This window comes from Hymenobacter terricola (assembly GCF_017921975.2).
Taxonomy (GTDB): Bacteria; Bacteroidota; Bacteroidia; order Cytophagales; family Hymenobacteraceae; genus Hymenobacter; species Hymenobacter terricola.
Genome location: NZ_JAGEMO020000133.1, coordinates 1 through 6,072, shown reverse-complemented (window position 1 = coordinate 6,072; position 6,072 = coordinate 1). Strand labels below are relative to the sequence as shown.

The following is a 6,072-nucleotide window of genomic DNA, read 5'->3' as shown; positions in this document are numbered from 1 at the left end:
CGGCAAGGACGGCGGCCAGCTGGCGGGGCTGAGCGATGTAGAAATTCGGGCCCCGCACTCGGGCTTCGCCGATAGGATTCAGGAAATCCATATCAAGGCCATTCACATCATGATAATGCTGATTGAGAAGCTGGTGATTGATTAAGCGCCTAATTTCACGCAGTGTCCCGCAGTGTGAAACCGCAGTGTTCCGCAGTGTTTTTCCAGAACGGCACTGCGGAACACTGCGGTTTCACACTGCGGGACACTGCGTGAAAGCCTATTGGATTTGCAGTTGTTAGCTTTACCGTTCTGCTGCCTTCCATTGTCCTTATTCCAATTTTCTACCACCATCTCATGCTCACCAAAACTTTCGGCTCGGCCGTGCAGGGCGTTAACGCCTACACCATCACCATTGAAGTGGTGGTAACTGCCGGGACGAATTTCTTTGTGGTGGGCCTGCCAGACAATGCCATCAAGGAAAGCCAGCAGCGGATTGAGTCGGCGCTGAAGCTGCGGGGCTACCGCATGCCGCGCACCAAAGTGGTGGTGAACATGGCCCCGGCTGATATCCGCAAAGAGGGCGCGGCCTACGATTTGCCCATTGCGCTGGGCATTCTGCACGCCTCGCAGCAGCTCAACACCGAACGGCTGGCCGACTATGTTATTATGGGCGAAATGTCGCTCGACGGGGATTTGCGGCCCATTCGGGGCGTGTTACCCATTGCCATTCAGGCACGCAAGGAAGGTTTCAAGGGCATTATTCTGCCCAAGGAAAACGCGGAGGAAGCCGCCATCGTGAACAACCTCGACGTGATTGCCGTGGGCAGCATGCAGGAAGCCATCGATTTCTTCGAAGGCCGGCTGGAAATCACGCCGACGACGGTGGATACCCGCGACCTGTTCCAGCATTCCGTCAACAAATACACGGCCGACTTTGCCGACGTGCAGGGCCAGGAAAACATCAAGCGGGCCCTGGAAATTGCGGCGGCCGGCGGCCATAATGTGATTATGATAGGCCCACCCGGCGCGGGCAAAACCATGCTGGCCAAGCGCCTGCCCAGCATTCTGCCACCCCTGAGCATGCAGGAGGCGCTGGAAACCACCAAAATCCATTCCGTGGCCGGCAAGCTGGCGGGCGGTGGCCTGCTGAGCACGCGGCCATTCCGCGCGCCGCACCACACTATTTCGGACGTGGCGCTGGTGGGCGGCGGCAGCAACCCGCAGCCCGGCGAAATCTCGCTGGCCCACAACGGCGTGCTGTTTCTGGACGAGCTGCCGGAGTTCAAGCGCACGGTACTGGAGGTGATGCGCCAGCCGCTGGAAGAGCGCCGCGTGACCATTGCGCGGGCCAAGCTCAGCATTGAATTCCCGGCCAATTTCATGCTCATTGCCAGCATGAATCCTTGTCCGTGTGGCTATTACAATCATCCGGAAAAAGAATGCGTGTGCGGCCCCGGCGTGGTGCAGAAGTACCTGAACAAGGTTTCCGGCCCGTTGCTCGACCGCATCGACCTGCACGTGGAAGTGACGCCCGTGACCTTCGACCAGATGACGGAAACGCGCAAGGCCGAAACCAGCGCCGAAATCCAGCCCCGCGTGGACAAGGCCCGCCAAGTACAGGAAGCGCGGTTCAAGGACTACATCGACGTGCATTCCAACGCCATGATGCCGCCGCAAATGGTAAAGGACCTCTGCCAAATCAGCGAAGATGGACGCACATTGCTCAAAACGGCCATGGAGCGCCTCGGCCTGAGCGCCCGCGCCTACGACCGGATTCTGAAAGTGGCCCGCACCATTGCCGACCTGGCCGGCACCGAAGACATTGAGATTCAGCACCTGGCCGAAGCCATTCAGTACCGCAGCCTCGACCGGGAGGGTTGGGCCGGATAAATCACCATGTATAAAGCTCTCGTCAAACCCCTTCTTTTCAACCTTGACGCCGAGCGCGCCCACCACCTGGTTTTCGACAACCTGCGCCGGGCGGCGCGGGTGCCGGGCACCAAGGCGCTGTTGCGACACCTATATGATTATCAGCACCCAAGCCTGGCGCGGGAGGTTTTCGGGTTGAAATTCCCCAATCCGGTGGGTCTGGCGGCAGGCTTCGACAAGAACGCGGCCCTGACGGATGAGCTGGCCACGCTGGGCTTCGGCTTTGTGGAAATTGGGACGGTGACGCCCCTGCCGCAGCCCGGCAACCCGCAGCCGCGCCTGTTCCGGCTGCCGCAGGACGAGGCGCTGGTGAACCGCATGGGGTTTAACAACGACGGGGCGGCCGTGGTGGCGGCGCGGCTGGCCCGGCGCCAGAACCGGCAGCTCATCATTGGTGGCAATATTGGTAAGAACAAGGACACGCCCAACGAGCAGGCCGCCGATGATTATGTGGCCTGCTTTGACGCGCTGGCCGATGTGGTGGACTATTTTGTGGTCAACGTGTCATCGCCCAACACGCCTAACCTGCGCCAGCTGCAGGAGAAAAAACCGCTCATCGAGTTGCTCCAGCGGGTGCAGGAACGCAACCAAATCCGCCCCAAGCCCCGGCCGCTGCTGCTGAAAATCGCGCCCGACCTGACCGATTCGCAGCTCGACGACATTCTGGAAATAGCCCGCGAAACCAAGTTGAGCGGCTTGGTTGCCACCAATACCACCATCAGCCGTGACAATTTGCGCACCGATGCGGCGCAGGTAACGGCCCTGGGTGCGGGCGGCCTCAGCGGGCGGCCGTTGCGGGCGCGGGCCACGGAAGTTATTCGCTACCTGCACCAGAAATCCGATGGTGGGCTGCCGATTATCGGCTCGGGCGGCATCCATTCCGCCGCCGATGCGCAGGAGAAACTGGAAGCCGGCGCCTCTTTAATTCAACTCTACACCGGCTTCATTTATGAAGGTCCGGCACTGGTGAGCCAGATAAACCGGGGTTTGGTGCGAGCGTAACGCGCTGCCCCCGCACCCGCCGCTGCCACCAGATGATGATGGGCGTGCCCAGCGCCGTGGGCCACAAGAAGTTGTAAGGAAAGGGAATGAAGTGCAGGCTGGTGACCGAAAACGCCGACACCGCCGCGATGTACGACGCCATGAAACCCGAAATATGGTTGAGCAGCCATTGGTTTTTGGTCCAGTGGCCGGCGTTGGCGTAGCCGCGCAGCTGCCGGATGGCCGTGGCTGCCCCCAATGCGCCGAATACGCCCACCGCAACATTGCCCGCCACGAAAGCATAGGCCACTGTGCCCAGAAATACGGCCAATCCCACGCCAGCCACGGCCCAGTCGAAGGCAACCACGCGGGCATCCCAGGCCAGCTGTTTCAGGAAAAGCGAGCGGTAGCCGAACCCCGCCATGTAGAGGCTAAACACGGCGGTGAGCAGCAAAAACAGGCTGTGGATGTGCTGAGAGCCTGCCAATGCCGTGGTGCCGGCCACCACCATTGCCCAGAAAAACACCTTCCCCCAGCGCCGGTGCGCCGGCCCGCCCTTACGAGTGGCCAAGGCTACCGGAGCCACAAAAAACCCAATAAAGCCCGCCGTGATATGCAGGTAGCGGTTGAGGGCGAAGAACGTTTCCATGCGAGGGGGTGCGGCCTGAACTGAACCGCGGCCGAAAGATGGGAAACGCGCCGGCTAATTGGTTGAAAATAGTGCTGAAACGTTGAACTACCGGGCTGAAAAGTGGCATCAGCCGGATGCAGTGCGTGCCGGAATCACTACAGCTTGGCCCCGATTTTAAATTCAATCACATCGGCCGCGCCCCGATGGATTTTCAGGTCGATGGCGCCGAACAGCAGGTTGGTGAAGTGGTATTTCAGGCCCAGCCGCTCGTAGTAGGCCGTACTCGATTTGTAGGGCGCATACACGTAGAAGCCCAGGTGCGAATCGAAGGCGAGGCGGCCAAACAGCAGTTCATGGCCCAGAAATACGCCCATTTTCTTCACGTCGGGTTGCTTGCCGCCGGCACGGGTGGTGTCGTTCAGGGTGGCCTTCAGGCTGCGGTCGTCGAAGCCTTCCACGCCCAGCAGCAGGTTGGATTTGCGGTTGACGCGCCGGCCCACGGCCAGTGTCACGGAGTTTACGAGGTACTTCTGGTGGTCGCTCTCGGTGCGCTGCTTGAAACCCAGGCTGGTGCTCACGTTGATGAAATTGTGGCCCACTTCGGCCGGAGCGGGCGCGTTGGCGTGGGTTTGAGGGGCCGGGCGCTGCTCGTGGTAGTTCAGCCCCAGTACCACGGAAGGCAGGTTGACCCCAAAATTGGGCTTGGTGGTGGCACCGTTCGAAAAGTGGTTCAGGCCCGCGCCCACCAGCAGGCCCAGGTGCGGCGTGAGGGCATAGTCGTACTCAAACCGGAACTGTAGCGTGGCGTTCAGGGCCGAGCTGGCGATGGTGTTTTTGTGGTTGGTTTCCTGGTTGTAGGGGTTGGTGAGGTAGGCCAGGCCGGCGCCCAGGCGGAAGCTAAAATCATGCTTCGGCCCGCGCGAAAACGTTTTGCTGATGTACGGGCTGGCCGCAAAAACATACCCCACGATGGGATTATGAAAATCGTAATAAGTGAGCGCCACGCCCACCTTCGGGAACTTGTACCAGCCGTGCCAGGGCGCCGCGCCGGTGGTCTGGCGTTGCAGGTTCACTTCAAAACCCGTCGGGTGCGAGTCTACCAAATGCCGGATGGCGTAGGTGTGCGCCATAATAATACTGCCCTGCGCGTAGGCTCCCAGCACCAGCGGGGCACGGGGCACGGCGGCAACCGTGTCTGGTGCCTGGGCGCTTCCCTTAAGTGGGGCTATGCCCCACAGCAATACCAGTGTTAACGCCTTCAAGACTGAGCTAAGCTTCATACATGTTCACTGGTCCGACATCAAAAATACTCCCTCCCAGTGCATATGAACAGATTATGAAGAAAAAAAATACTTGTCATTTTTCGCAACCCGGCTTGAGAGCTGGCCGATATAAGCATTAACTCCGAAGGCATTTAGTCAGATTGTCTTCAGAATTTGTCCTATCATTTTTCTGAAATCATGAAAAAAATCGTTTTATCTCTAGCACTGCTCGCGGGCTTAACCAGCGCAGCCCACGCCCAGACGGGCGTTAAATATGGCATCAAAGGCGGCTACAATTTGGCCACTTTCTCCGGCACCGACTCAAATGGCTCCAAATACAAATCGGGCTTCGCAGCTGGTGGCTTTCTGAATTTTGGCGTTTCGGATATGTTCTCCATTCAGCCCGAACTGTTGTACTCGCAGAAAGGAGCGTCCATTGACAAGTTCCAGGGCAACGGGACCACAACCTTCAAAAGCACGTTGGGTTACCTTGACGTGCCCATCATGTTCCGGGTGAATGCCGGTGACGATGGCAAAGGCTTGTTCTTCGAATTAGGTCCGCAGGGCAGCTTCGTGCTGCACAACCGCGACTTCACCCAAACGGGTAATACCTCTACCCAAAGCACCGATAACACCAGCACCGACGACCTCAACAAAGTGGTGATTGGCTACGCGGCCGGCCTGGGCTACCAGCTCACCAGCGGCTTGAGCCTGGGCATTCGCTACACCGGCGATTTCTCGCAGGTGTACAAAGACGGCGTTTCGAAAAACTATGTTTCTTCGGCCACCAATGGCCTGAACGGCATCAACCCGAGCGTCCATAATTCGGTTTTCCAGTTTCAGGTGGGCTACGCCTTTGGCGGCAAATAACCAAGCCTCTCCCGTTTAGCAAAAGCCCAGCTCCTTATTGGATGCTGGGCTTTTGCCGGGCCGCAGCCGGGCATTCTGCTCACGGCAAAATCCGACGAAACGGGCGAGAAAGTTGACGTAAAAAGCGCCTGCCGCGAACTCGATTTTGGCTACCTGCTGGGCGTGGGCTACCAGCCGAGCAAAGGCGGCCCGGGCGTGGGGGCCGCTACGACGCCAGCTTTACCTCATGTACTCGCCCGCCAAGACCCAAAAAGCCGCAGCCGCACTAGTGCTGCGTCAATCGAGTTAAGCAACAACATTAAGGATTTAGAGTTGAGGGCCTATGGCCCGACCAATCTCTCCCTTTTCCCTTCCGGCAGCTGACCAGGCCGCCCTCGAAAAATTTACACGCTCCGGTCGTCAGCCGGTGCGTGCGGT

General features: G+C 59.0%; 5 protein-coding genes and 1 pseudogene. 4 read left to right on the top strand and 2 right to left on the bottom strand.

Annotated elements, in window-relative coordinates; genetic code table 11:
• From gmhA to J4G38_RS26785, 3 genes and pseudogenes are all read left to right on the top strand, one after another.
• Positions 1–145, top strand: a pseudogene (gmhA, locus tag J4G38_RS26795) (phosphoheptose isomerase); the annotation flags it as partial.
• A 191-nt stretch (positions 146–336) separates the two neighbouring features.
• Positions 337–1,872, top strand: a complete 1,536-nt coding sequence (locus tag J4G38_RS26790) for a YifB family Mg chelatase-like AAA ATPase (RefSeq protein ID WP_210521934.1) — start codon at positions 337–339, stop codon at positions 1,870–1,872.
• Positions 1,873–1,878: 6 nt separating this feature from the next.
• Complete coding sequence (locus tag J4G38_RS26785; protein WP_210521935.1) at positions 1,879–2,913, top strand: quinone-dependent dihydroorotate dehydrogenase; 1,035 nt, start codon at positions 1,879–1,881, stop codon at positions 2,911–2,913.
• On the opposite strand, the gene J4G38_RS26780 is transcribed toward J4G38_RS26785, so the two are convergent.
• Both J4G38_RS26780 and J4G38_RS26775 read right to left on the bottom strand, forming a co-directional pair.
• The gene (locus J4G38_RS26780; protein WP_210521936.1) at positions 2,855–3,541 is read right to left on the bottom strand and encodes a DUF2306 domain-containing protein; all 687 of its coding nucleotides are present in this window, start codon (positions 3,539–3,541) and stop codon (positions 2,855–2,857) included. The genes J4G38_RS26785 and J4G38_RS26780 overlap by 59 nt on opposite strands.
• A 137-nt stretch (positions 3,542–3,678) precedes the next feature.
• Positions 3,679–4,704 (bottom strand): acyloxyacyl hydrolase, encoded by a 1,026-nt coding sequence (locus J4G38_RS26775; RefSeq protein ID WP_210521937.1) that lies wholly within the window; start codon positions 4,702–4,704, stop codon positions 3,679–3,681.
• 279 nt (positions 4,705–4,983) lie between these two features.
• Between J4G38_RS26775 and J4G38_RS26770 the strand changes: the two genes are divergently transcribed.
• Positions 4,984–5,655, top strand: coding sequence for a porin family protein (locus tag J4G38_RS26770; RefSeq protein ID WP_210521938.1), 672 nt, complete (start codon positions 4,984–4,986; stop codon positions 5,653–5,655).
• Positions 5,656–6,072: the final 417 nt, after the last annotated feature.

What these genes read in the sequence shown, in the direction of transcription:
- J4G38_RS26790 (WP_210521934.1), top strand. Translation starts at nt 337, where the DNA reads ATGCTCACCAAAACTTTCGGCTCGGCCGTGCAGGGCGTTAACGCCTAC.
- J4G38_RS26785 (WP_210521935.1), top strand. Translation starts at nt 1,879, where the DNA reads ATGTATAAAGCTCTCGTCAAACCCCTTCTTTTCAACCTTGACGCCGAG.
- J4G38_RS26780 (WP_210521936.1), bottom strand. Translation starts at nt 3,541, where the DNA reads ATGGAAACGTTCTTCGCCCTCAACCGCTACCTGCATATCACGGCGGGC.
- J4G38_RS26770 (WP_210521938.1), top strand. Translation starts at nt 4,984, where the DNA reads ATGAAAAAAATCGTTTTATCTCTAGCACTGCTCGCGGGCTTAACCAGC.